General features: G+C 55.9%; 24 protein-coding genes and 1 other RNA gene. 14 read left to right on the forward strand and 11 right to left on the reverse strand.

Annotated elements, in window-relative coordinates; genetic code table 11:
- The first annotated feature begins 145 nt into the window (after nt 1–145).
- Entirely contained in the window at nt 146–1,114 is a 969-nt protein-coding gene (locus AC27FC_RS15060; protein ID WP_029739669.1) for a TerC family protein, read from the forward strand.
- Between the two features lie 219 nt (nt 1,115–1,333).
- A complete protein-coding gene (gene sstT / locus AC27FC_RS15065; RefSeq protein WP_033146717.1) occupies nt 1,334–2,575 on the forward strand; it encodes a serine/threonine transporter SstT in 1,242 nt (413 codons plus the stop codon).
- Between the two features lie 92 nt (nt 2,576–2,667).
- Here the strand turns inward: sstT and AC27FC_RS15070 are convergent, their stop codons facing one another.
- The gene (locus AC27FC_RS15070; RefSeq protein WP_094934456.1) at nt 2,668–4,155 is read right to left on the reverse strand and encodes a UxaA family hydrolase; all 1,488 of its coding nucleotides are present in this window, start codon (nt 4,153–4,155) and stop codon (nt 2,668–2,670) included.
- Between the two features lie 17 nt (nt 4,156–4,172).
- Entirely contained in the window at nt 4,173–5,585 is a 1,413-nt protein-coding gene (gene uxaC / locus AC27FC_RS15075) for a glucuronate isomerase (RefSeq protein WP_047060289.1), read from the reverse strand.
- A gap of 475 nt (nt 5,586–6,060) precedes the next feature.
- Between uxaC and AC27FC_RS15080 the strand changes: the two genes are divergently transcribed.
- The 11 genes from AC27FC_RS15080 to AC27FC_RS15130 all read left to right on the forward strand — a co-directional run bounded on the left by AC27FC_RS15080 (nt 6,061) and on the right by AC27FC_RS15130 (nt 13,362).
- Nucleotides 6,061–7,359, forward strand: a complete 1,299-nt coding sequence (locus AC27FC_RS15080) for an MFS transporter (protein WP_023333537.1) — start codon at nt 6,061–6,063, stop codon at nt 7,357–7,359.
- A gap of 115 nt (nt 7,360–7,474) precedes the next feature.
- Nucleotides 7,475–8,251, forward strand: a complete 777-nt coding sequence (gene exuR / locus AC27FC_RS15085; protein WP_023615584.1) for a transcriptional regulator ExuR — start codon at nt 7,475–7,477, stop codon at nt 8,249–8,251.
- 344 nt (nt 8,252–8,595) lie between these two features.
- Complete coding sequence (yqjA, locus tag AC27FC_RS15090; protein WP_024906405.1) at nt 8,596–9,258, forward strand: DedA family general envelope maintenance protein YqjA; 663 nt, start codon at nt 8,596–8,598, stop codon at nt 9,256–9,258.
- A gap of 2 nt (nt 9,259–9,260) precedes the next feature.
- Nucleotides 9,261–9,644, forward strand: a complete 384-nt coding sequence (gene mzrA / locus AC27FC_RS15095) for an EnvZ/OmpR regulon moderator MzrA (protein WP_039260467.1) — start codon at nt 9,261–9,263, stop codon at nt 9,642–9,644.
- A gap of 142 nt (nt 9,645–9,786) precedes the next feature.
- Nucleotides 9,787–10,155: a DUF1090 domain-containing protein gene (locus AC27FC_RS15100; RefSeq protein ID WP_023309291.1), complete on the forward strand. Its 369-nt coding sequence runs from the start codon at nt 9,787–9,789 to the stop codon at nt 10,153–10,155.
- Between the two features lie 31 nt (nt 10,156–10,186).
- Nucleotides 10,187–10,492 carry an ElaB/YgaM/YqjD family protein gene (locus AC27FC_RS15105; protein WP_008503141.1) on the forward strand — a complete coding sequence of 102 codons (306 nt, stop codon included), beginning with the start codon at nt 10,187–10,189 and terminating at the stop codon, nt 10,490–10,492.
- A 1-nt stretch (nt 10,493) separates the two neighbouring features.
- Nucleotides 10,494–10,886 carry a phage holin family protein gene (locus tag AC27FC_RS15110; protein ID WP_023333540.1) on the forward strand — a complete coding sequence of 131 codons (393 nt, stop codon included), beginning with the start codon at nt 10,494–10,496 and terminating at the stop codon, nt 10,884–10,886.
- Nucleotides 10,887–10,888: 2 nt separating this feature from the next.
- A complete protein-coding gene (locus tag AC27FC_RS15115; RefSeq protein WP_039260464.1) occupies nt 10,889–11,185 on the forward strand; it encodes a YqjK-like family protein in 297 nt (98 codons plus the stop codon).
- 253 nt (nt 11,186–11,438) lie between these two features.
- Nucleotides 11,439–11,831: a DoxX family protein gene (locus AC27FC_RS15120; RefSeq protein WP_023309292.1), complete on the forward strand. Its 393-nt coding sequence runs from the start codon at nt 11,439–11,441 to the stop codon at nt 11,829–11,831.
- Between the two features lie 71 nt (nt 11,832–11,902).
- Nucleotides 11,903–12,889 (forward strand): glutathione S-transferase family protein, encoded by a 987-nt coding sequence (locus AC27FC_RS15125; protein WP_054830056.1) that lies wholly within the window; start codon nt 11,903–11,905, stop codon nt 12,887–12,889.
- Between the two features lie 107 nt (nt 12,890–12,996).
- A complete protein-coding gene (locus tag AC27FC_RS15130) occupies nt 12,997–13,362 on the forward strand; it encodes a DUF805 domain-containing protein (protein WP_029739660.1) in 366 nt (121 codons plus the stop codon).
- A 46-nt stretch (nt 13,363–13,408) separates the two neighbouring features.
- Here AC27FC_RS15130 and AC27FC_RS15135 read toward each other — a convergent pair whose 3' ends face one another.
- Nucleotides 13,409–14,311 (reverse strand): LysR family transcriptional regulator, encoded by a 903-nt coding sequence (locus tag AC27FC_RS15135; RefSeq protein WP_029739659.1) that lies wholly within the window; start codon nt 14,309–14,311, stop codon nt 13,409–13,411.
- A 104-nt stretch (nt 14,312–14,415) separates the two neighbouring features.
- Here AC27FC_RS15135 and AC27FC_RS15140 point away from each other — a divergent pair, with 104 nt between their 5' ends.
- Nucleotides 14,416–15,117, forward strand: coding sequence for a pirin family protein (locus tag AC27FC_RS15140; protein ID WP_023309295.1), 702 nt, complete (start codon nt 14,416–14,418; stop codon nt 15,115–15,117).
- An 81-nt stretch (nt 15,118–15,198) separates the two neighbouring features.
- Here AC27FC_RS15140 and AC27FC_RS15145 read toward each other — a convergent pair whose 3' ends face one another.
- The 8 genes from AC27FC_RS15145 to garR all read right to left on the reverse strand — a co-directional run bounded on the left by AC27FC_RS15145 (nt 15,199) and on the right by garR (nt 24,664).
- Nucleotides 15,199–15,609: a Spy/CpxP family protein refolding chaperone gene (locus AC27FC_RS15145; RefSeq protein ID WP_487160238.1), complete on the reverse strand. Its 411-nt coding sequence runs from the start codon at nt 15,607–15,609 to the stop codon at nt 15,199–15,201.
- Nucleotides 15,610–15,760: 151 nt separating this feature from the next.
- Nucleotides 15,761–18,055, reverse strand: a complete 2,295-nt coding sequence (pflB, locus tag AC27FC_RS15150) for a formate C-acetyltransferase (protein ID WP_023309297.1) — start codon at nt 18,053–18,055, stop codon at nt 15,761–15,763.
- A 15-nt stretch (nt 18,056–18,070) separates the two neighbouring features.
- Complete coding sequence (gene tdcD, locus AC27FC_RS15155) at nt 18,071–19,279, reverse strand: propionate kinase (protein WP_094934487.1); 1,209 nt, start codon at nt 19,277–19,279, stop codon at nt 18,071–18,073.
- 30 nt (nt 19,280–19,309) lie between these two features.
- Nucleotides 19,310–20,641: a threonine/serine transporter TdcC gene (tdcC, locus tag AC27FC_RS15160; RefSeq protein ID WP_023333551.1), complete on the reverse strand. Its 1,332-nt coding sequence runs from the start codon at nt 20,639–20,641 to the stop codon at nt 19,310–19,312.
- A 9-nt stretch (nt 20,642–20,650) separates the two neighbouring features.
- Entirely contained in the window at nt 20,651–21,640 is a 990-nt protein-coding gene (gene tdcB, locus AC27FC_RS15165) for a bifunctional threonine ammonia-lyase/L-serine ammonia-lyase TdcB (RefSeq protein WP_033147079.1), read from the reverse strand.
- 100 nt (nt 21,641–21,740) lie between these two features.
- Nucleotides 21,741–22,661 (reverse strand): transcriptional regulator TdcA, encoded by a 921-nt coding sequence (tdcA, locus tag AC27FC_RS15170; RefSeq protein WP_008501504.1) that lies wholly within the window; start codon nt 22,659–22,661, stop codon nt 21,741–21,743.
- A gap of 676 nt (nt 22,662–23,337) precedes the next feature.
- An RNA gene (gene rnpB / locus AC27FC_RS15175) (RNase P RNA component class A) lies at nt 23,338–23,714 on the reverse strand.
- A gap of 59 nt (nt 23,715–23,773) precedes the next feature.
- Nucleotides 23,774–24,664: a 2-hydroxy-3-oxopropionate reductase gene (garR, locus tag AC27FC_RS15180; RefSeq protein WP_023309302.1), complete on the reverse strand. Its 891-nt coding sequence runs from the start codon at nt 24,662–24,664 to the stop codon at nt 23,774–23,776.
- Nucleotides 24,665–24,681: the final 17 nt, after the last annotated feature.

Genomic DNA, 24,681 nt, shown 5'->3' on the forward strand with positions numbered 1-24,681 from the left:
TGCGTTAAACACGCATCCGGTCGCCGGGCAACCTTCGTGGTTGTAAGTGAGACCTTGCCGGAAGGCGAGGTCTATGCATAAAAAGCTAACGGCTATCGTCTTCTGACCATGGCCGTTTTTGTTTTTTATGTGTAAGGAAAATAGTATGCATTCTGTCGGCACTCCAATGTTGTGGGGCGGATTCGCGGTTGTCGTGCTCATCATGCTGGCGATCGACCTCTTTTTGCAGGGGCGTCGCGGCGCACACGGCATGAGCATCAAACAGGCTGCGGCCTGGTCTCTGGTGTGGGTCACCCTCTCCCTGCTGTTCTGTGCCGCCTTCTGGTGGTACCTGGCCTCGACCGAAGGCCGCGCGGTGGCCGACCCTCAGGCGCTCGCCTTCCTCACCGGTTATCTGATTGAAAAAGCCCTGGCGGTTGATAACGTCTTCGTCTGGCTGATGCTGTTCAGCTACTTTGCCGTGCCTGCTGCCCTGCAGCGACGCGTGCTGGTCTACGGCGTGCTGGGCGCGATTATCCTGCGTACCATCATGATCTTCGCCGGCAGCTGGCTGATTACCCAGTTCGAATGGCTGCTGTACGTCTTCGGCGCGTTCCTGCTGTTCACCGGGGTCAAAATGGCGCTGGCGAAAGAAGACGGCTCCGCGATTGGCGATCGCCCGCTGGTGAAGTGGATCCGTGGGCATCTGCGCATGACCGACAAGATCGAGAGCGAGCACTTCTTCGTGCGCAAGAACGGCCTGCTGTTCGCCACTCCGCTGCTGCTGGTACTGATTCTGGTTGAGCTGAGCGACGTGATTTTCGCGGTGGACAGCATTCCGGCGATCTTCGCGGTGACCACCGACCCGTTCATCGTCCTGACGTCTAACCTGTTCGCCATTCTCGGCCTGCGTGCGATGTACTTCCTGCTGGCGGGCGCGGCGGAGCGATTCTCGATGCTGAAGTACGGTCTGTCGGTGATCCTGGTGTTTATCGGCATCAAGATGCTGATCGTCGATTTCTACCATATCCCGATCGCCATTTCGCTCGGCGTGGTGTTTGGCATTCTGATCGTGACGCTGATTATCAATACCTGGGTTAACCGCCAGCACGATAAGAAGCAGCAGGTGGAGTAATCCCCCTCACCCCAGCCCTCTCCCGCAGGGAGAGGGTGAACACACTTTTGTAACGCAGCAGTTAAAAAATATGATGCAACACGTAAAATCCAGCATTTTACGCTTTCTTCCTTTCGCGCATTCCCTATACTCGACCAGGCAAACATTTACTTACATCCGGACATAAATGTGACTAAGAGCACATCCGGGATGGAACGCAATTTCACTCAGGAAATACGTATGAGCACACAATCAAGCGGACTGTTCGCGCGCCTGGCGCAGGGCAGCCTCGTTAAACAAATTCTGGTCGGGCTGGTGCTGGGTATTCTGCTGGCGATGGTGTCAAAACCTGCTGCGGAGGCTACGGGGCTGCTCGGGACCCTTTTCGTTGGCGCACTGAAGGCCGTCGCACCGGTACTGGTTCTGATGCTGGTCATGGCGTCGATTGCCAACCACCAGCACGGACAAAAAACCAACATTCGCCCCATTCTGTTCCTGTATCTGCTGGGAACCTTCTCGGCTGCCTTAACGGCCGTGGTGTTTAGCTTCCTGTTCCCGTCCACGCTGCACCTGACCAGCGCGGCCGGTGACATCACGCCGCCATCCGGCATTGTCGAAGTGCTTCGCGGACTGCTGATGAGCATGGTTTCTAACCCCATCACCGCGCTGATGAGCGGAAACTACATTGGCATCCTGGTCTGGGCGATTGGTCTGGGCTTCGCGCTGCGTCACGGTAACGACACCACGAAAAACCTGGTCAACGATCTGTCCAACGCCGTGACCTTTATGGTGAAGCTGGTGATTCGCTTTGCGCCAATCGGTATTTTCGGGCTGGTCTCCTCTACGCTTGCAACCACCGGTTTCGACGCGCTGTGGGGCTACGCGCAGCTGCTGGTTGTGCTGGTCGGCTGTATGCTGCTGGTGGCGCTGGTGATCAACCCGCTGCTGGTGTTCTGGCAGATCCGCCGCAACCCGTATCCGCTGGTGCTGACCTGCCTGCGCGAAAGCGGCGTGTATGCCTTCTTCACCCGCAGCTCTGCGGCGAACATTCCGGTTAACATGGCGCTGGCGGAGAAGCTGAACCTGGACCGCGATACCTACTCCGTGTCGATCCCACTGGGCGCAACCGTAAACATGGCGGGCGCGGCAATCACCATTACCGTTCTGACCCTGGCGGCGGTGCATACGCTGGGCATTCCGGTGGATCTGCCAACCGCATTGCTGCTGAGCGTGGTGGCGTCACTGTGTGCCTGTGGCGCATCCGGCGTAGCGGGCGGTTCGCTGCTGCTGATCCCCCTGGCGTGTAATATGTTCGGCATCCCGAACGAGATTGCGATGCAGGTTGTGGCCGTCGGCTTTATCATCGGCGTGCTGCAGGACTCCTGCGAAACAGCGCTGAACTCCTCTACCGACGTGCTGTTTACCGCAGCGGCCTGTCAGGCGGAAGACGCGCGTTTAGCGAAGAACCCCCTGCGAGGCTAACAGCAAAACGGCAACCCTGAGGTTGCCGTTTTTAGTGTTTGTCCCCTCTCCCCGTGGGAGAGGGTCAGGGTGAGGGCATCAGGCCGCACCGATTAAAGCGTCACACCACTCTTAAAGATCGCCAGCTCGCGGAAGTCGTTCTTCTCGTTACAGGTCTGCCTGCCGTTAGCAAATTCCACGATAGTATCCACGAACTCCGTCAGCAGCTGCGGCATCGCTTTGCCGTGAATCAGCTGGCCCGCATCAAAGTCGATCCAGTGCTTTTTCTTTGCCGCCAGCTCGCTGTTGGTAGCGATTTTCACCGTCGGCACAAAACCACCGTACGGCGTACCGCGACCGGTACTGAACAGCACCATATGGCAGCCGGCACCCGCCAGCGCGCTGGTGGCGACCGCATCGTTGCCCGGTGCGCTCAGCAGGTTCAGACCGTGAGTTTTCAGGCGCTCGCCGTAGCGCAGAACGTCGGCCACCTGGCTCGCGCCCGCTTTCTGAGTGCAGCCGAGGGATTTCTCTTCCAGCGTGGTGATCCCGCCCGCTTTGTTGCCCGGCGACGGGTTCTCGTAAATCGGCTGATTGTGGGCGATGAAGTACTGTTTGAAGTCGTTCACCATGGTGACGGTCTTCTCAAAGGTTTCTTCGTCGCGGCAGTGGCTCATCAGAATACGCTCCGCGCCGAACATTTCCGGCACTTCGGTCAACACCGTCGTGCCGCCGTTGGCAATCACGTAATCCGAGAAGCGGCCCAGCATCGGGTTAGCGGTAATGCCGGAAAGGCCATCTGACCCGCCGCACTCCAGCCCAAACTTCAGCTCGCTCAGCTTGCCCGGCTCGCGCCTGTCGTGGCGCATCACCTCATAAAGCTGGTGAAGCTGTTCAACGCCCGCTTCCACTTCGTCGTCCTGATGCTGGCACACCATAAAATGCACGCGCTCGGGATCGAACTCGCCCAGCGTGTCGCGGAAGGCGTCCACCTGATTGTTCTCGCAGCCCAGACCGATCACCAGAACCGCGCCCGCGTTCGGGTGACGCACCATGTTTTGCAGCATGGTGCGGGTGTTAATGTGGTCGTCACCGAGCTGGGAACAGCCGTAGGTGTGGCTGAAGAGATGCACGCCGTCAGTCCCTTCGGCGTTGTTGGTCTCTTTCAGGAAGCGCGTCTGGATCTGGCGCGCAATTCCGTTGACGCAGCCGACGGTCGGGAGGATCCACAGCTCGTTGCGGATCCCCACGTCGCCGCTGGCGCGACGGTAGATCTGCACCTCACGATCCGCCGCCTGACGCTCTTCCGCCGGTAAATCAGGTTGATAGCTGTACTCGTCCAGATCGCTCAGATTGGTGCGGGTATTGTGTGAGTGAATGTATTCACCCGGCGCAATATCCGCCAGCGCATGGCCGATGGGCAAACCGTACTTCACCACGTTCTCCCCTTTCGCAATGGGGATCAGGGCAAACTTGTGTCCACGGACGATCGCCTGACGCAGGGTGACGCTCTGGTTATCAACGGTCACCACGTCGCCTTCAGCGAGATCCGTCAGCGCGACGGCCACGTTATCCAGCGAATGGATTTTGATGTATTGCATATCAACCTCAAACGGCCTTAGTTCAGTTCAATGGCGAAGTAGTCACGCGCATTGTTAAAGCAGATGTTTCTCACCATTTCGCCCAGCAGCTGGATATCCGCTGGCGCTTCGCCCGCGTGTACCCAGCGGCCAATCATCTGGCACAGAATGCGTCGGAAATATTCATGACGGGTATAGGACAGGAAGCTGCGGCTGTCGGTCAGCATGCCGACAAAGCGGCTCAGCAGACCCAGCTGCGCGAGCTGCGTCATCTGACGCTCCATGCCATCTTTCTGATCGTTAAACCACCAGCCGGAACCGAACTGCATCTTGCCCGGCATCCCTTCGCCCTGGAAGTTGCCGACCATGGTACCCAGCACTTCGTTATCGCGCGGGTTCAGGCAGTACAGGATGGTTTTAGGCAGCAGGTTTTGTTCGTTCTGTTTGCTCAGCAGTTTTGACAGCTCTTCCGCCAGCGGACGATCGTTGATGGAGTCGAAGCCCACGTCAGCACCGAGCAGTTTGAACTGGCGCTGGTTATTATTGCGTAGCGCGCCGATATGGTACTGCTGTACCCAGCCGCGACGCGCGTATTCCGCACCGAGGAATACCAGCACCGCCGTTTTGAACTGCGCCACTTCGTGCTCGCTTAAGCCTTCGCCAGAGAGACGACGCGCCAGAATGCTGTCCAGCTCGGCTTCGTTTGATTCCGCAAACAGCACCACGTCCAGCGCGTGGTCAGACACTTTACAGCCGTGCGCCGCGAAGTGATCCAGACGTTTGGTCAGCGCGGTTTGCAGGTCAGCGAAACGACGGATGTCGGTATCCGACACTTCCGCCAGCTTCGCCATGTAGTCGGTGAAGGTGGCCTGCTCAATGTTGAAGGCTTTGTCCGGGCGCCAGCTTGGCAGCACTTTGATATCAAAAGAGGTGTCTTTCGCGACAACGGCATGATGCTCCAGGGAGTCGATCGGATCGTCGGTGGTGCCCACCATCTTCACGTTCATCTGCTTCATGATGCCGCGCGCGGAGAAGTTATCCTGCGCCAGCAGCGCGTTGCAGCGATCCCAGATTTCATCCGCGGTCGTTGGGGAAAGCAGCTTGCCGGTGATGCCAAACGGACGGCGGAGTTCAAGATGGGTCCAGTGGTAGAGCGGGTTGCCGATGGTGTGCGGAACGGTTGCCGCCCAGGCGTCAAACTTCTCGCGGTCGGTCGCATCGCCGGTACACAGGCGCTCAGCCACGCCGTTGGTGCGCATGGCACGCCATTTATAGTGGTCACCCTTCAGCCAGATGTCATACAGGTTTTTGAAGCGATAATTTTCGGCAACCTGCTGCGGCGGTAAATGGCAGTGGTAGTCGAAAATCGGCTGGTCTTTTGCGTAGTCGTGGTACAGGCGGCGAGCAAATTCGGTATCTAACAGAAAATCTTCGGTCATAAACGGCGTCATTATCGTCTTCCTCATTACGGGAGCGCAGAAAGCGTATGTTCATATGCTGCAAAGTTATCACACCAATTTCCACCAACCGAAGCTTTTTTCGTGAGTGAGATCAATAAACGCCAACAAATAAATTACCCTCAATGAAGCAAACCCTTCTGCAGGCCGCGCCAATACTGGCTTTGCGCGCGACGATTAATGTCCCCACAAAGAATCATACATTTGTGATGTCACTCACCTTTTAAAGTTGTATGACAAGTTATCTTTTCGCCGTCGCAAACACTCAGCCGACGGAATGCATTACCGGTGTGAGAGACATCGGGTTTAACGGTACGGATACCGACTTATGCACGCTTACTTATGGCAAGGTTCGGGCCGTTCCGGGACATGCTCCTGGTTACGCCCCTCCCGTTACACAACTGCTCCCGGAAACGGTTGAGAGGTTGCCGTGCTCTGGCGCGGAAATAACATAACGATGAGGTTTTAGATGCGTAAAATTAAAGGGTTACGTTGGTATATGATCGCACTGGTGACGTTAGGCACCGTGCTGGGCTACCTGACGCGTAACACCGTGGCAGCAGCAGCGCCAACGTTGATGGAAGAGCTGCATATCTCCACGCAGCAATACTCCTACATCATTGCCGCCTATTCCGCGGCTTATACCATCATGCAGCCTGTTGCGGGCTATGTGCTGGACATTCTCGGTACCAAAATCGGTTATGCCTTCTTCGCCATCGCCTGGGCGGTGTTCTGCGGTGCAACCGCGCTGGCAGGCAGCTGGGGTGGACTGGCGCTGGCGCGCGGTGCGGTCGGTGCGGCTGAAGCCGCGATGATCCCGGCGGGCCTGAAGGCCAGCTCCGAGTGGTTCCCGGCGAAAGAGCGTTCCATTGCGGTCGGCTACTTCAACGTGGGCTCGTCCATCGGGGCGATGATAGCGCCGCCGCTGGTGGTGTGGGCTATCGTGATGCACAGCTGGCAGATGGCGTTCATTATCTCTGGCGTGCTGAGCTTCGCCTGGGCGATGGCGTGGCTGATTTTCTACAAACACCCGCGCGATCAGAAAAAGCTTTCCGAAGAAGAACGTGAATACATCATTGGCGGTCAGGAAGCGCAGCATCAGACCAACAACGGCAAAAAAATGACCGTCTGGCAGATCCTGGGTACCCGTCAGTTCTGGGGCATCGCCCTGCCGCGTTTCCTGGCTGAACCGGCCTGGGGTACCTTTAACGCGTGGATCCCCCTGTTCATGTTTAAAGTCTACGGCTTTAACCTGAAAGAGATCGCGATGTTCGCCTGGATGCCAATGCTGTTCGCTGACCTGGGCTGTATCGTGGGCGGCTACCTGCCACCGCTGTTCCAGCGCTGGTTTGGCGTGAACCTGATTGTTTCCCGTAAGATGGTGGTGACCATGGGCGCGCTGCTGATGATCGGCCCAGGCATGATCGGCCTGTTCACCAGCCCGTACGTCGCCATTGCCCTGCTGTGCATCGGTGGCTTTGCGCACCAGTCCCTGTCCGGCGCGCTGATTACGCTCTCGTCTGACGTCTTTGGTCGTAACGAAGTGGCAACCGCCAACGGTCTGACCGGCATGGCCGCCTGGACCGCGAGCACCATGTTTGCACTGGTGGTCGGCGCGCTGGCGGATACCATCGGCTTCAGCCCGCTGTTCGCGGTGCTGGCGATCTTCGACCTGATGGGTGCGGTGGTTATCTGGACGGTGCTGAAAAGCAAATCGGCAGAGGAGCTGGCGAAAGAGTCACTCGGGAAACCGGCGACGCAGAGTTAGCGAAAATGCGTTTCGCCGAAGCCGCCTCCGGGCGGCTTTTTTAATGGCAAAATCTGGAGAGTGGCACGCAAAAGTGGTATAACAAATCATCTGCCGTACCCTGCCTGGAGCGCATATGGAAATCACCGAACCACGTCGTTTATATCAACAACTTGCTGCGGAGCTGAAAGATCGCATCGAGCAAGGCGTCTATCTTGTCGGTGATAAACTTCCCGCCGAGCGCTTTATCGCGGATGAAAAAAGCGTCAGCCGCACCGTGGTGCGTGAAGCAATTATCATGCTGGAAGTGGAAGGCTACGTTGAGGTACGCAAAGGCTCCGGCATTCACGTGATTTCTAATCTGCCGAAACACTCTCCCGTCGCGGACGAAAGTCTGGAATTCGCCAGCTATGGCCCGTTTGAGCTGCTCCAGGCTCGCCAGCTGATCGAAAGCAATATTGCTGAGTTTGCGGCGACGCAGGTGACCAAGCAGGACATCATGAAGCTGATGGAGATCCAGGAGAATGCCCGTAAGGAGAAATGTTTCCGCGATTCAGAGTGGGATCTGCAGTTCCACGTTCAGGTCGCCCTGGCAACCCAAAATACGGCCCTGGCGGCAATCGTTGAAAAAATGTGGACTCAGCGCGTTCACAACCCGTACTGGAAAAAACTGCACGACCATATCGATTCCCGTACCGTCGACAACTGGTGCGACGATCACGACCAAATCCTTAAGGCGCTGATTCGTAAAGATCCGCATGCCGCTAAGCTGGCGATGTGGCAGCACCTGGAAAACACCAAGCAGATGCTGTTCAACGAAACCAGCGATGACTTCGAATTTAACGCTGACCGCTATCTTTTTGCCGATAATCCGGTTGTTCATCTCGATACGGCCCCCAGTGCCGCAAAATAGATGACCTTTCTGCTGGCAGGCGCTACGTCGCGCCTTCCGGCTTACAGGAGTAAGCAAAACATATATAGTGTCAGCCTTTGTAAATCCCCTCGCTCACTTCCTGGGCTTACGCCAAAATCAACTCACCCCTGCAAATTCTGTGACGCAGAACGTTGGGCTTTGTTACAATTGGATTCAATTCCTTATTTTGTAAGTTAGTGCTTGCTAACCAGCCAATTAACAGGGAACAGTGTTGGCCACACCGCAATGTGTCCGCGAGCGACCATAATGAAATCACAACAATGTCGCCGTGCTGTTTGTCCCGGATAACAGGCGTGACGTTAACCGATTTCCAGGAACACTGAATGGAACTTTTGACCCAACTACTGCATGCCCTCTGGGCGCAGGATTTTGAAACGCTGGCCAACCCTTCCATGATTGGCATGCTCTATTTCGTCTTGTTTATGATCCTGTTCCTTGAGAACGGTTTGCTGCCTGCTGCTTTCCTGCCCGGTGACAGTTTGCTGGTGCTTGTCGGCGTGCTGTGTGCCAAAGGGGCGATGGCGTTTCCACACACCATTTTATTACTGACCGTTGCGGCCAGCCTCGGCTGCTGGGTGAGCTATATCCAGGGACGATGGCTGGGCAATACCCGGATCGTCCAGAACTGGCTCTCTCATCTTCCCGCGCATTATCACCAGCGGGCGCACCACCTTTTCCACAAGCACGGGCTTTCCGCGCTGCTGATTGGCCGCTTTATCGCCTTTGTTCGCACCCTGCTGCCGACCATTGCCGGTCTGTCGGGGTTGAGCAGCACGCGCTTCCAGTTCTTTAACTGGATGAGCGGCCTGCTATGGGTGCTTATTCTGACGACGCTCGGCTATGCGCTGGGTAAAACGCCGGTCTTTATGAAATATGAAGACCAGCTGATGTCCTGCCTGATGCTGCTGCCTGTGGTTCTGCTGGTCTTCGGCCTGATTGGCTCACTGGTTGTCCTGTGGAAAAAGAAATACGGAGCCAGAGGCTAACGATGGCTATCTCACCGCTCGCCCTGCGCCGTTTTGCCGTTGCCGTGATTACGCTGATCGTCCTCAGCGCCATGCTGCTGGCATGGAGCGCGCTTTCGCATCAGGAATCGACGCTGGCTATTCGCCCGGTAAACCAGGGCGCCAGCGTGCCTGACGGTTTTTCTGTCTGGCATCATCTGGACGCGAACGGGATCCGCTTTAAGAGCATTACCCCGCAGGACGATGTTTTACTGATCAAGTTTGATTCCCGTGCGCAAAGTGCCGCCGCGAAAGTGGTTCTCGACCGTACCCTGCCGCACGGGTATATCATTGCCCAGCAGGAAGATGACAGCCAGCCTGCAGCCTGGCTGTCATTGATTCGCGATACGTCGCATCGGTTTGGATAACTTCCAGGATTCCGAATCTTTTCACTCACTTTGGTGAATCCCCCGTTTACTTACTATGCTTAAGTACGCGGAGCACCCCTCGATGTACTCCGCATAACTTTGGATAGCGGCTAACGCCGCAACACAATGGAAGGTTTCGATAATGAAATTCCGCATGACTCTGGCTCTGGCCCTTTTTTCTTTAAGCACAGCATCCTTCGCAAACTCTCTCTGTCAGGAGAAAGAACAGGATATTCAGCGTGAGATCGGTTATGCCGAAAAGCATAACAATCAGCACCGTGTTGATGGTCTTAAAAAAGCGCTGAGCGAAGTGAAAGCGAACTGTTCAGACAGCAAGCTTCGTGCCGATCACAAGAAGAAAATCGCTGAACAGAAGGACGAGATAGCCGAGCGCCGTCGCGACCTGCAGGAAGCGAAAGAGAAAGGAGATGCGGAAAAAATTGCTAAGCGCGAGAAGAAGTTGAAAGAAGCGCAGGATGACCTGAAAGCGCTGGAAGCTCGCGATTATTGAGTTAACGGAAATCTCAACAGGAGAGAGAATCATGTCAAAAGATACGACGTCTGAACATCTGCGCGCTGAACTGAAATCCCTGGCCGATACCCTTGAAGAGGTGCTGAACTCCTCTGCTGACAAGTCAAAAGAAGAGGTCAGCAAGCTGCGCAGCAAGGCGGAGCAGGCGCTGAAAGAGAGCCGCTATCGCCTGGGTGAAACCGGTGATGCGCTGGCGAAACAGACCCGCGAAGCGGCTGCGCGCGCGGACGAATATGTGCGTGATAATCCATGGACGGGTGTAGGGATTGGTGCCGCAGTGGGTGTGGTACTGGGTGTCCTTCTGACGCGGCGTTGATATGGAAGATCCTCGTCACGCACAAGGGCCTGCTAACAACGTCCTCGGCATCGGCCAGCGTATTTTAACGACGCTGGTCGGGATTGCCGAAACGCGCGTCCGGCTGGCAGTGGTGGAGCTGGAAGAGGAGAAAGCGAACCTCTTCCAGATGCTGCTAATGCTCGGGCTGACCATGCTCTTTGCCGCGTTTGGTCTGATGAGCCTGATGGTGTTAATCATCTGGGCCATCGATCCGCAGTATCGTCTTAACGCGATGATTGCCACCACCGTCGTTCTGCTGGTCGCCGCGTTGATAGGCGGTATCTGGACGCTGCGTAAAGCGCGCAAATCCACTTTCCTGCGCCATACGCGTCAGGAACTGGCGAACGATCGCGCTCTGCTGGAGGATGACTAGCCGTGAGCGATAAAGCCGAACGTCAAAAGCGAAAAGCGTACCTGTTAAGCCAGATCCAGCAGCAACGGCTGGATCTGTCAGCCAGTCGTCGCGACTGGATCGACGCGACGCGACGGTTTGACCGGGGCTGGAATACCGTCCTGAGCCTGCGTTCGTGGGCGCTGGTCGGCAGCAGCGTAATGGCGATCTGGTCCGTTCGTCATCCGAACATGCTGATCCGCTGGGCTCGTCGTGGATTCGGCGCCTGGAGCGCCTGGCGTCTGGTGAAAGCAACGTTACGGCAGCAGCAGCTGCGGTGATAAAAGCAAAACGGTAACTCAGGTTACCGTTTTTTGTTTTTGCGCCCTCTCCCCGTGGGAAAGGGTTGGGGTTATGGCACCAGCGCGCACGTTCCCTTACTCAATATCTTTGAAGAAGATTGACAGTTTTCCTTGCTAACAATTACCACCCGCCCCGTTTATTATCCTCTCCATCGACAGCAACGCCGCGGTATCTACCCGGAATTGCAGACAAATAATGTTCAGCCGCTCATGTGGTTTCCTGGAGAGTAAAATGAAAAAATTAGAAGATGTTGGTGTACTGGTCGCGCGTATTCTGATGCCAATTCTGTTCATCGTGGCAGGTTGGGGAAAAATCACCGGTTATGCGGGTACCCAGCAGTATATGGAAGCCATGGGCGTTCCGGGATTCCTGCTGCCGCTGACCATTCTTCTTGAGTTCGGCGGCGGCCTGGCGGTACTGTTCGGCTTCCTGACCCGTACTACCGCGCTGTTTACCGCAGGCTTCACCGTGCTGACGGCGTTCATCTTCCACAGCAACTTTGCGGAAGGCGTGAACTCTCTGATGTTCATGAAAAACCTGACCATCGCGGGTGGCTTCCTGCTGCTGGCCGTCACTGGCCCGGGCGCATACAGCATCGACCGCGTTCTGAATAAGAAGTGGTAAGCACGCTATACTGAATGAACACAAAGCGAGGAGACATCTCCTCGCTTTTGCTATCTGACGGAGGAGAAAAAATGGGACAACTCGTAGACGGCGTATGGCAGGATGTCTGGTATGACACCAAATCCACCGGAGGTCGCTTCAAGCGCTCAGTTTCGGCCTTCCGTAACTGGCTGACTGCCGACGGCGCGCCAGGCCCGAGCGGCGAAGGCGGCTTCGCGGCTGAGAAAGACCGTTATCATCTTTATGTTTCGCTTGCCTGCCCGTGGGCACACCGCACGCTGATTGTGCGCAAGCTTAAAGGTCTCGAATCCTTAATTCCGGTTTCGGTCGTGAACCCGCTGATGCTGGAAAACGGCTGGACGTTTGACAGTGATTTCCCCGCGGCGACCGGCGACGATCTCTACCACCACGATTTCCTTTACCAGCTCTATCTGCGCGCCGATCCGCACTACACCGGGCGCGTTACCGTGCCGGTGCTGTGGGACAAGAAAAACCAGACGATTGTCAGCAATGAGTCTGCGGAAATCATTCGCATGTTCAACACCGCGTTTGACGCTCACGGCGCCCGCGCCGGGGATTACTATCCGGTTGAACTGCGCGAAAAGATTGATGAGCTGAACAGCTGGATTTACGACAACGTCAACAACGGCGTCTACAAGGCCGGTTTCGCCACCAGCCAGGAAGCGTATGACGAAGCGGTTGGAAAGGTGTTTGAATCGCTGGAGCGTCTGGAGCAGATCCTGGGCCAGCATCGCTACCTGACGGGCGATCGCCTGACGGAAGCGGACATCCGCCTGTGGACCACGCTGGTTCGCTTCGATCCGGTCTATGTCACCCACTTTAAGTGCGACAAGCACCGCATCAGCGATTACCTGAACCTGCATGGTTTCCTGCGTGACATCTACCAGATGCCGGGTATTGCCGACACGGTCGACTTCGACCATATCCGCACCCACTATTTCCGCAGCCACAAAACCATCAACCCGACGGGCATTATCTCCATTGGGCCGTGGCAGGATCTGGATGAACCTCACGGGCGCGACGTCCGATTTGGATAAATACGAAGGGCATCACCAGATGCCCTTTTTTAATTCACAATCTCCATCTATCCTTACCTCGATCGCTTAGAAAACAAGTGATTGACTGACTAATGAGGCAAGGAAAAATGGACTGGTATTTAAAAGTACTGCGTAACTACATTGGATTTGGTGGCCGTGCCCGCCGCAAAGAGTACTGGATGTTCGTTCTGGTGAACTTCATTCTCATTATGGTGCTGGGTATTGTGGATAAAATTCTTGGCTGGGAGCGGGCTGGCGGTGAAGGCGTGCTGACCACCATTTATGGCCTGTTAGTCCTGCTGCCATCGTGGGCGGTGCTGTTCCGTCGACTGCACGACACCGATCGTTCAGCGTGGTGGTTATTGCTGCTGTTGATCCCGATTATTGGCTGGATCGTGATTTTGATCTTCAACTGCCAGAGCGGGACGCCGGGCGAAAACCGCTTTGGTCCGGATCCTAAGATCGGCGCATAAAAAAAGCCCGGTGGCGCTTCGCTTACCGGGCCTACCAATTACGATTTTATTTATTGTATTGCGTGAAAAGCTTCGGAATTTCGCGTAAACACCATGATTTGGCTTCGCCCATGCTGTCACGGCGCCACGCCATAATGATATCAACCTCGTGGCTATATTCCGGGCTGACTACGCGCAGCCGCCCTTCTGCAATGTCTTTTTCGACAAACGGGTACGGCATGGTCGCCACGCCCAGACCGGCCAATAGCGCCTGCCGTTTGTCTTCCAGCGAGGTCACCGTCAGACGAGGCTGTTTATCCAGCAGCTGCACCGTCAGCACCGGACGCTCGCGCGCGGTATCCGCTACCGCCACGCCGCGATACTTCACGCGCGTCACTTCAGAGAGCGGCTCCGGCTCCTGGTGAATCGGGTGATTAGGTGCGGCAACATAGACGTTCATCACGCTGTAGAGCTTGCGCGAGTTGATTTCCGATGAGGAACGGAAGTGCATGTCCGGCGCAATCACAATATCCGCCCTGCCCGTTTCCAGACGTTCCCACGCGCCTGCCAGCACCTCGGTGATGATTGACAGCTGCGTATTGGCCTTCGCCGCCAGGCGGTCCACCAGCGGGAACAGCGCTTCTGTCGGCACCAGCGCTTCGGTAACTAACGTCAGATGGGTTTCCCAGCCGCGCGCCAGCGCTTCGGCGTCCGTTGTGAGCTTGTCCGCCGCTTCCAGCAGCACGCGGCCGCGCTCCAGCAGCATTCGCCCCACGTTGGTGAATTTTGTTCGATGACCGGAGCGGTCAAACAGCACCACGTCCAGCTCTTCTTCCAGCTTCTGCATGGTGTAGCTTAGCGCAGACGGAACGCGCCCCAGCTCATCTGCCGCCGCCGCAAAACTGCCGCGCCGGTCAATCGCGTCCATGACGCGAAGCGCCTCAAGCGTCAATGCTCTCTCTTTAGCCATCTCGTTCTCATTCAGTAAATTTGAACATACCGGGCAGAATATCTGGCTAACAATGCAGCGTCCATACCTTTACCATTGTTTTAGTGTAAAGAGAGGTCAAGTTTATGATTACGACAAGAACAGCTAAACAGTGCGGACAAGCCGATTTCGGTTGGCTGCAGGCCCGCTACACCTTTTCCTTTGGACACTACTTTGACCCTAAACTCCTCGGTTACGCTTCACTGCGCGTGTTGAATCAGGAAGTGCTCGCCCCGGGCGCCTCCTTCCAGCCGCGTACGTACCCGAAAGTCGATATCCTGAACCTGATCCTGGAAGGCGAGGCAGAATACCGCGATAGCGAGGGCAATCATGTCCAGGCAAAGGCTGGCGAAGCGTTGTTAATTTCCACGCAGCCGGGCATCAGCTACAGCGAACATAACCTCAGCAAAGACAAAACGCTGACCCGTATGCAGCTGTGGCTGGACGCCTGCCCCGAGCGGGAAAATCCGCTGGTACAGAAGTTAGATTTAACGGGCGATAAGCAGCAGCTGATTGCATCGCCGGACGGCAGTAAAGGTAGCCTGCAGCTGCGCCAGCAGGTGTGGCTGCACCATATCGAACTGAAGAAAGGTGAACAGGCGAGCTTCCAGCTTCATGGTCCGCGCGCCTATTTGCAGTCTATTCACGGTACGGTACATGCGGTGACGCACACGGAAGAGAAAGAAGCGCTCACCTGCGGCGACGGGGCGTTTATTCGTGATGAAGCGAATATCACCCTGGTGGCGGATACGCCGCTGCGCGCGCTGCTGATTGATTTGCCGGTTTAGAGAATGCTCTCACCCTAACCCTCTCCCAATGGGAGAGGGAACCGATCGAGCCACGGCAGAATCATCCGGCGCCGTAAGAAATCACTCTGCCAGCGCGTTAGCCATATCGGTTCTAATCTGCTTACGCTGTTCCGGCGTCAACACCTGGCTGACGTCGAAGTAATATTTCACGCGGTAATAGCGGGTCTGCTCTTCAATTTTGCTAAAGGCAGCAAGCTGGCTTTTCACCGTGCTTTCGTCCCATTTACCCGCCTGGAACATGTCGATCAGCGCGCCGTCCTTCACCCCCGTCATGGGGATCTTGCTGACATTTTGTTCCAGCTGCTTATGCAGATCCTCAATCTTTTTAACCTGCTCATTGCTGAGCTTCAGGTGCTGTACCAGCGGATCCCGCGAGGGAGACGGGGCAGCCTCAACGTTCGCGGCCTGTGCCGTTAAGCTGCACGCTGCCAGCGAGGCGGCGGCCAGCGCAATACGGGTCATTTTCATCATCTTACTGTCCTTACATGCTGTGATAGGGAAAAGCAGGCGTATTGTTTTTCAAGAGCGGATGAATATGTGTGAGTAATTATATAAACAATTTTGTATGTTTAGCGGGCAAAAAAATGCCCCCAGGGTGAGGGGGCATGAGACCTGAATGTCATCAGATAGATTGCGTAAACGTCCTCGAAATCACATCCTGCTGCTGCTCGCGCGTCAGGGCGTTAAAACGCACCGCATAGCCTGAAACGCGGATCGTCAGGTTCGGGTAATTCTCGGGATGCGCGATGGCATCGAGGAGCATTTCCCGGTTCATGACGTTGACGTTCAGATGCTGCCCGCCCTCAATGGACGCTTCGTGATGGAAGTACCCGTCCAGCAGCCCCACCAGGTTGGTTTTGCGCACCAGCTCGTCCTTGCCCAGCGCCTGCGGCACGATGGAGAAGGTGTAGGAGATCCCGTCTTTCGCGTAGGTGAACGGCAGCTTGGCCACCGACGTTAGCGAGGCCACGGCCCCTTTTCTGTCGCGGCCGTGCATCGGGTTCGCGCCAGGCGCAAACGGCGTGCCGCCGCGGCGTCCGTCCGGCGTGTTCCCGGTCTTCTGGCCGTAAACCACGTTGGAGGTGATAGTCAGAATCGACTGGGTTGGCACCGCGTTGCGGTAGGTTGGCAGCGCCTGAATTTTCTTCATAAAGCGCTCCACCAGGTCGCAGGCGATGCTGTCCACGCGGTCGTCGTTGTTGCCGTACTGCGGATAGTCCCCTTCAATCACGAAATCGACCGCCAGACCGGTGTGGTCGCGCACCGGCTTCACCGTGGCGTATTTAATGGCCGACAGGGAATCCGCTGCTACCGACAGCCCGGCAATGCCGCAGGCCATGGTGCGATAGACGTCGCGGTCGTGGAGCGCCATCAGCGAGGCTTCGTAGCTGTACTTATCATGCATGTAGTGAATGAGGTTCAGGGCGCTGATGTACTGCACCGCCAGCCAGTCCATAAAGTGGTCGAGGCTCGCCATCACGGTATCGTAATCCAGCACGTCGTCCAGCAGCGGCTCGGTTTTCGGGCCGACCTGGATCTTCAGCTTCTCGTCCACCCCGCCGTTGATCGCGTACAGCAGCGTTTTGGCGAGGTTGGCGCGCGCGCCAAAGAACTGCATCTGCTTGCCGATCACCATCGGGCTGACGCAGCAGGCAATGGCGTAGTCGTCGCTGTTGAAGTCCGCACGCATCAGGTCGTCGTTCTCATACTGCAGCGAAGAGGTGACGATCGACACCTGCGCGGCGTATTTCTTGAACGCGATCGGCAGTTGTTCAGACCAGAGGATCGTCAGGTTCGGCTCCGGCGCAGGCCCCATGGTGTGCAGCGTGTGCAGATAGCGGAAGCTGTTTTTGGTCACCAGCGTGCGCCCGTCCAGCCCCATGCCGCCGATCACTTCCGTCGCCCAGATCGGATCGCCGGAGAAGAGCGTGTCGAACTCCGGCGTGCGCAGGAAACGCACCATGCGGATCTTCATGATGAAGTGGTCGATCAGCTCCTGCGCCTGGACTTCATTCAGGCGTCCCGCCTGCATGTCGCGTTCAATGTAGATATCGAGGAACGAGGCCGTGCGCCCCAGCGACATCGCCCCGCCGTTCTGGGATTTCACCGCTGCAAGGTAGGCAAAATAGACCCACTGCACCGCTTCCTGGGCGTTCATCGCCGGACGTGAAATATCAAAGCCATAGTTCGCCGCCATCTGCTGGATCTGCAGCAGCGCGCGCCTGTGCTCCGCCAGCTCCTCACGCAGGCGGATCGTGGCCTCCAGATCTTCACCGCGCTCCAGCCTGCCCTGCAGATCGGCAAACTGAAGTTCGCGCTCGCGCACCAGATAAGCGATCCCGTATAGCGCCACGCGGCGATAGTCGCCGATGATGCGTCCGCGCCCGTAGCCGTCCGGCAGACCGGTCAGCACGCCGGATTTACGGCAGCGCATCATCTCCGGGGAGTAGACGTCAAACACGCCCTGGTTGTGGGTTTTGCGCAGGTCGGTAAACAGATATTCGAACTGCGGATCCATCTCCCGGCCATAGGCTTCGAACGAGCTGCGGATCATGTTGATCCCGCCATACGGATGCAGCGCGCGCTTGAGCGGCTTATCGGTTTGCAGACCGACGATCGTCTCCAGATCCTGGTCGATGTAGCCCGGCCCGTGGGCCGTAATGGTGGTGGCAATGTTGGTGTCAAAATCCACCGGGGCGTGGGTGGCATTCTCCTGGCGAATGCCGACCATTACCTTCTGCCACAGCGCCGTCGTTGCTGGCGTCGCCTGCGCGAGGAAAGCTTCATCGCCTTCATAAGGGGTGTAGTTATGCTGAATAAAATCGCGGACGTTGACGGCGTTTTTCCATTCTTCACCGCGAAACCCGGCCCATGCGTCGCTGTAGGGCGCGACGCCCGTATCGATTGTTACTTTCATGTGATTCTCGCTTTATCAGGCGTAAGCCGCGGCCGGGGTAACCTTTCCAAGACGGAGGGCGTCCAGCGCGATCATTTTTTCTTCGTTGGTAGGGATAACCGCGCAGGCCACGCGGGACGATTCGGTGGAGATCACGCGCTCACCCGCGCTCCCCGGCAGGGCATTTTTGGCGTCGTCGAGGATGATGCCGAAGACTTTCAGATGTTCCGCCACCAGCGTGCGGACAAGCTTCGAGTTTTCGCCAATGCCGCCGGTAAAGACCACCCCATCCAGGCGGTGCAGCGACGCCGCGTGGCCGGCAATATGTCGCGCAATGCGGTGAACAAAGGTGTGTATTGCCAGCTGCGCCCGCTCGTTGCCTTCGTGCCAGGCTTTCTCCAGCGCGCGTAAATCGGAGGAGATACCGGAGATCCCCAGCAGCCCGGACTCTTTATTGACCACGCGCTCCAGATCCTCAAACGACTGGCCGGTCTGCTGGGCAATCCACGCCATCGCGCCGAAGTCCACATCGCCGCAGCGCGTACCCATCACCAGCCCTTCCAGCGGCGTCATCCCCATCGAGGTGTCGACGCTTTCGCCGTTGCGCACCGCGCAGATAGACGCCCCGTTGCCGAGATGGGCAATCACCAGGCCGCTGTCGTCGGCGGACAGCCCGAGAAGCGTATGCGCCTGCGCGGCCACGTAGCGGTGAGAGGTGCCGTGGAAGCCGTAGCGGCGCACGCCCAGCTCTTCAAAATAGCGGTACGGCAATCCGTACAGATACGCCTGCGGCGGCAGCGTCTGGTGGAAGCTGGTATCAAATACCGCGACCTGCTGCACGCCCGGGAACAGGCGCTCTGCCGCTTCCACGCCGCTCAGGTTGGCGTAGTTATGCAGCGGTGCCAGCGGGGAGACCTGGCGAATCTGCGCGATCGCCTCTTCCGTGATCAGGGTCGACTCGCTGAAGAGATTTCCCCCATGCGCAATGCGGTGGCCAATTAAGGCCACGCTGCTCATCAGGTTACGCTTCTCCAGCTCCAGGGCGATGGCAGCCAGCGCCCCTTCGTAGTCCTGATGAGCCAGTCTGGCTGGCTCACCCCCGTTCACGGAAATAAAGGCCTTCTCGGTGTTGATCCCGTCTGCAATGCCCGTCATCAGGGCATCGCAGCTGCTGGCGTCGAGCACCGAAAACTTAACAGAGGACGATCCGCAGTTAATAACCAGTACAACCGGAAACTCAATCATCATGTGACTCCGCTCTTCCTGAGCAATGGGTTAGAACAGTTTGTAAACGATATTCAGAATGGTCAGCAGGCCGACCGCGGTAACGAAGATGTTCTCGGTACGCCCTTTGTATTTCGCCAGCGCCGGTGCTTTGCGGATGGCATACATCGGCAGCAGGCACAGCAGAGAGGCGATGATTGGTGCGCCCATGGCTTCAATAAGGTCCAGAATGTTCGGGTTGGCGTAGGCCACAACCCAGGTGGAGCCCATGATGAACACCATGCTGATGGTGTTCAGCTTGCCAACGGAGACTTTCTTCTTATCGCCCTTGTAGCCGAACTTGAGGATCAGGCCGTTCAGCCCTTCCAGCGTGCCCAGGTAGTGACCGAAGAAGGATTTGAAGATAGCCACCAGCGCGATGATGGAGGCACCGTATTCCAGTACCGTCGCGAACGTCGACTTGGTTCCGGACATTGACGCAAAGTGGTTCGCCAGGTAGGAGAGCACCGGAATGTTCTGCGCCTTGGCGTCCGCCATGTTCTGCGGAGAGAGCGTAAACAGGCAGCTAAAGGCGAAGAACATCACCACGGCCACCATCAGCAGGCTGGCGCGACCGATGATTTTGGAACATTTCTGCTCGGTGAATTCTTTACCGAACTCCGGTTCGTACTCTTCGCGCTTGGAGACCACAAACGAGGAGACGATAGGCGAGAAGTTAAAGGAGAAGACCATGATGGAGATACCCAGCCACACCGTAACCAGAATGCCGTCATGACCGGTGAAAGCGATATCGCTCAGGTTGACCTGGTCAATCACCGCCGAGTTCCAGTAAGGGATCAGCGACAGGGAAATCAGCACAAGGCTGGCGATAAACGGGAACACCAGGAAGCTCATGACCTTTACCATCAGGTCTTTACCAAACCAGATAACAAAGGCCATCAATAGCAGCAGGAACAGCGCCACCACGCCGCGGTTCAGCGCAGGCAGCTGGAGCTGGTTTTCCCAGAAGGTCATAAAGGTGTTGGTAATGGTGACGCCGTAAATCCACAGCAGCGGGCAAATGGCGAAGAAGTAGAGGAAGGTGATCACCACCCCACCGGTTTTGCCAAAGTGCTCTTCCACCGTTTCGGTGATGTTGCCGGAGACGTTGCTGCCGGAGAGGCACAAACGCGCCAGCGCGCGGTGGCAGTAAAACGCAATCGGGAACGCAAGAACCAGCATCAGCAGGATAGGGATCAATCCACCAAAGCCTGCGCGAATGGGGAAGAACAGCACGCCTGCGCCAATGGCGGTACCAAACAGGCCGAGCGTCCATGTGGTATCAGACTTACGCCAGGAGGACGTTTTTGTCTGGCCAACGATAATGCTTTCAGTGTTGCTCATAGGTCACCTTTATGCGTCAACGAAGCCGGTAATTTGGGAAACACGGGAGAGATCGATATTGCCGCCGGAAATAATGCAGACGGTTTTACGACCCTGAATATAGTGGTCAAGCTTGCCGCTTAATAACGCGGCGCAGGCCAGCGCGCCGGCACCTTCCGTCACCACTTTATTTCGCTGAATAAGCGCGATCATGCTGTCACGAATGTTGTCTTCGCTGACCAGCACAATGTCATCAACCAGCTCGCGAACAATTTCGAACGGTAAATTACCGGGGCGAGAAACGTCACAGCCGTCGGCCAGCGTGCCACTAACGCGATGGCTGATTATTTCCCCGGCCTGATACGATGCCGCCATGCCGTGAACATTTTCTGACTGCACGCCGATGATATTAATGGTGGGGTTAATGGATTTAATTGCCGTCGCAATCCCGGCAATTAAACCGCCGCCGCCGATAGGCACAATAACGTTATCCACATCGTATAAATCTTCGAGAATTTCCAGACCGATGGTGCCCTGCCCGGCGATCACTTTGGCGTCATCGTACGGCGGAATAAAAATGCGCCCTTCCATCTCGACGATTTCGCTGACTTTAGCGATGGTGTCGTTGAAGTTCTCGCCGTGCAGCACCACTTCGGCGGAGTAGTCGCGCGTCGCGGCCACCTTAGACTTCGGTGCGCCCATCGGCATCACCACTTTGCCGTCGATGCCAAGCATCGCGCAGGAGAGGGACACGCCCTGCGCGTGGTTTCCCGCGGAGCAGGCGACAACGCCTTTGCGTTTTTCAGCGTCGGTCAGCGAGCTTAATTTGTTAAACGCGCCGCGGATCTTAAACGAGCCGGTACGCTGCATGTTCTCAAACTTCAGGAATATTTCGCCCTTGCAGCGTTCGCTAAGATAATTCGAGCGCGGCATACCTGTTTTATATATTTTTCCTGCCAGTCGTTTTCTGGCGTCCTGAATATCTTCAATCGTTACCGGGAGATCGTAGGTAATATGCATAATATCCTCGTTATAATAATTCATTCTTTTCGGGCAAAGTCAGGGTATCAGAGCGTTACAGAGATAAGCTCTGGGTGTTTTTAAAATGATTACTCATTATTCATCGTCGTCTTTCGATATTCATCGACGAATACTGTTTTGCCAGCTCAACTAATACTGACGCCGATTTTTTAATCCTGTAATTTTTTGACCACACGGCGGCATAACGCGCCACGGGTAATTCATCTTCTACGGGCAGCACAATAAACTGGTCAGAACCGAACGGCGCAATCATGTCGCGGGGAATGACCGTCAGATAATCGGCATTCAGCACGAGGTTATAAATGGTGACGACGGAATCGGTCTGGACGATGTTTTCGATGCTGATGTGGTTGTCTTGCAGGGTAGTCAGAAGTTCTTTGTAGTAGCCCATATCGGTTTGCGGCATCACCCACTGCTCGTGCGTGAGCGATGCCAGTGTCGTCGGGCCGGTGCACGTTCGCGTTTTGCTGGCGACCAGCACAAACTCGGACTCAAACAGCGGTTCGACGTGCAGATCCTGCAGCAGCATTTCATCACTCAGCGTGCCGATAGCGAAATCCAGACGACCGTCGCGAATGGCCGGAAGGAAAGAGGAGAGCTGGGCTTCATACATCGAGACGCGTGCTTTCGGGAACACTTCCTTGAATTTTTTGATCATCTCGGACAGGAAGGTAAAGCCGATCAGCGACGGGTAGCCAAAGGAGACGTCCATAACGGTACTGAAGCTCAGGCTGTTAATCTCACTCACCATGTTTTTCATTTCGCGGGTGATCGACTCAGAGTACGAGAGCAGAACCTGGCCCGCGGCGGTGAGTTTTACGCCGGTGTTTTTACGCACCATAACTTCCACGCCGAAGTAGGACTCAATATCGCTGATGATTTTGCTGACGGCGGGTTGCGTCAGGCCAAGCTGTCTTGCTGCAGAACCTATGGAGCCACTTTTAATGACTTCCTGAAATACCACGAGGTGCTGTGTTTTCGGTAGAATAATAGTGTTCATAATATTCTGCGCTTATTTCCCTATGACGGAGAGAATTCTACCTAATAGTGTTTAAGGGGGTATGTGCTGTCACTCACAATTTGCTTTTCCGCACGCTTCACAGGAACAACGACAACCAAAAAATTCATTTATCATCAATAAGATGAACAAGTAAGGCCACACCATTACGCTGATATCGATCAATAAAATCAGTAGTAATAAATTTATTTTATGGCGATAACCTTGATAAATTTCTCAGCGTTAAAAAAATCAATAAAGACGATCTTTCAGGCAATTAAAGCCCAATAAATAACCGCTATTTGTTTGAAACATTCTTTCAATTTATTAAATTTTTCCGATGCAAATTTTCAGGTTTGCGGAAAAGAGTGGAATTCGTCACATATTCACGGGAGAAATGTATTTGATTTCAATATATGCATATCAAACGAGAAAAGATTCTCGATCATATAGGTAACAAACATTACAAATTATCAATACTGAAAATCACCTGTTTTTTAGCGTGAAATTTTGTGATGGCGATCGTCTACAGATACAGGAGCGATACTGATGGGATAAAAACAGTGAAATGTGCTTAATGTCGCAAATATGAGAATTGATGTCGTTTGTTCGGCGCTGCGCTTACCCGTCCAGCAGCACCCGGAAAGCAAAAACCCCGCCGAAGCGGGGTTTTTTAAGAAGTTGAAGCTGACCGATAAGCCGGGTTCTGTCGTGGACAGTCATTCATCTAGGCCAGCAATCGCTCACTGGCTCAAGCAGCCTACCCGGGTTCAGTACGGGCCGTACCTTGTGAACCCCTATTTGGCCTTGCTCCGGGTGGAGTTTACCGTGCCACGGACTGTTACCAGCCGCGCGGTGCGCTCTTACCGCACCCTTTCACCCTTACCTGATCCCGCTTGCGCGGGCCATCGGCGGTTTGCTCTCTGTTGCACTGGTCGTGGGTTTCCCCCCCAGGCGTTACCTGGCACCCTGCCCTATGGAGCCCGGACTTTCCTCCCCTCCGCCCGTCTCCCCCGAAAGGGACGACGACGAAGCGGCGACTGTCTGGTCAGCTTCGGCGCGCAGTATAGAGGGTTTGCGCGCCGCTGTCACCCTCAGGTGTGGGCAAGGCGTGATTAACGCGCCACTTCCACCTTCGCCAGTTTTTCGTAGTAGCACGCAATCGCGCTGTGATCGGCCGTGCCCAGGCCATCCGCACGCAGCGCCTGCATCATCTCCATGACCGCCGCGGTCAGCGGCAGCTGCGCGCCTACGCCGTGTGACGTATCCAGCGCGTTCGCCAGATCTTTAATGTGCAGGTCGATGCGGAAACCGGGTTTGAAATTACGATCCATCACCATCGGCGCTTTGGCATCCAGTACGGTACTGCCCGCCAGACCGCCGCGAATGGCCTGATAGACCAGGTCCGGATTAACGCCCGCTTTGGTTGCCAGCGTCAGCGCTTCGGACATGGCGGCAATGTTCAGCGCCACAATCACCTGGTTGGCCAGCTTGGTCACGTTACCCGCCCCGATGTCTCCGGTATGCACCACCGAGCCCGCCATGGCTTTCATCAGGTCGTAGTATCTATCGAAAATGGCTTTATCACCGCCGACCATCACCGACAGCGTGCCGTCGATCGCTTTCGGCTCACCGCCGCTGACCGGCGCATCCAGCATATCGACGCCCTTCGCTTTTAACGCCTCGCTGATTTCACGGCTTGCAAGCGGCGCAATAGAACTCATATCAATCAGCACCAGGCCCGGCTTCGCACCGTCGATAATGCCGTTCTCACCCAGCGCAACCTCTTTAACATGCGGGGAGTTGGGCAGCATGGTGATGATGACATCGCACTGCTCGGCAATGGCCTTCGCGGTGGTGGCCGTTTCAGCGCCCGCCGCTATCACCTCTGCCACGGCCTGCGGATTGTGATCGGATACCACCAGTGAGTAACCCGCTTTGATGAGGTTCTTACTCATTGGTTTACCCATGATCCCCAGGCCAATAAAACCCACTTTCAGCGTCATAATCTGTTTCCTCAATG

This window comes from Enterobacter sp. C3_dUdeg, from assembly GCF_057536195.1.